Origin of the sequence: Tabrizicola sp., from assembly GCF_030694085.1 — a bacterium.
Taxonomy (GTDB): domain Bacteria; phylum Pseudomonadota; class Alphaproteobacteria; order Rhodobacterales; family Rhodobacteraceae; genus Tabrizicola.
On sequence record NZ_JAUXZE010000078.1, the window covers coordinates 1 to 1,325 of the forward strand.

The 1,325-nt window shown below is 35.7% G+C and carries 1 protein-coding gene; it reads right to left on the reverse strand.

Annotated features, from left to right (window positions below; genetic code table 11):
• Window positions 1-96: 96 nt before the first annotated feature.
• On the reverse strand, window positions 97-1,233 hold the full coding sequence (locus Q8M85_RS18255; RefSeq protein WP_305547232.1) for an ISNCY family transposase: 1,137 nt from the start codon (window positions 1,231-1,233) through the stop codon (window positions 97-99).
• Window positions 1,234-1,325 lie beyond the last annotated feature (92 nt).

Here is a 1,325-nt window from a genome sequence, read left to right on the forward strand (position 1 = left end):
CGTGATAAATCATTTAAAAATCTAATGATGAGCCTTTTCAATTTTTCAAATAGAAACCCTAGGATTTTAGCAATTAATCTATCAAATATTAAAAAATTAGATACGCGATAGTTTTTTATCAATACTTCTTTTAATCTCAGCTGGATTCAGTTTAGCATAGATTGCTCTTAATTTCTCTTTTTCAATTTCTGGAAAATCAGCATGTTCCATAAGGCGCTGATATGGGGTTCTAGGTAAATCATATTTTTTCACAATTTTAGCTTCAACTCTTTTCTTCTCAATTAATTTTTTGTTTGGAATGAAAAAGTTTTTGTAAAAATCCCACTCGCTCCAATACAGGTCATTCATCTTTTTCAATTGGTGCTCTTTGTCTAATCTTTTGTAACCAACCAGTTTTCTCACATGCGTATAATTTTTCTGTTCAATGTGCGCGTTGTCATTTTTCTGATACGGCCTGCCTCGAGTAAATTCGATGTTGTTCGCCAAGCAATGATTGTATAATTGCCAGTTGATAAATTCACTGCCATTATCCGGATCAATGCCTTTTAGCGGAAAGGGTAATCGCGCAGCAATATTATCCAGTGCCTGTTTAATGCCTGCCTGCCCTTTACCCATCACCGCTTCAGAAATCGTCCACTGTGACGCAATATCCGTGTAAGTAAGGGTAAATATGAAGTCTCCTGCTGCGGATGCTCCGCAATGCGCTACCGTGTCCAGTTCGCCATAGCCGAGTCTTGTCTCATCCCAACTAGAAGTTTTGATGGGGATTTGATTTTTTAGCAGGCTACCAGGTTTAGTGGTAGAAAAAACTTTCTTGTGTTGCAGTGTTCTAAATTTTTCTAACCGCCTGTCAATCGTTGCTGAAGCGATGCGCAATAATTTTTCTTTAACATGTTGCGGAATAATTAATTCTTTAAATTTTTCCAGGATAGAAATGTATTCCTCCAACATTGGTTGTAATCTTTGTCCGCACGGATAATCAAAAATAGTCCAGATTTTTTTAAGGTAGAAAATGACATTGGCATCATAGGTTTCTTTTCTTTTTCGATTGATAGGATTCACATAATCCAAATCTATTTTAGCGGAAAGTATTTGAATTAGGTAATTACGGAGAAGTCCTGTGTTTTGGAACAATTCATCCAAAATTACACCTTTCTGCACTTTATCAGCTTTGAGATATCTGCCCTTGGCCTTTTTAACTAATTCTTTTCTTGATTTTAAACTCATTTTCATGGAGATAGCATTAATTGTTAGCTATCTCCAAGGTTAGATTTTAAATGATAAATCGACTAGGGGCAAAGTTAGATTTTGGATGATTAACTGCG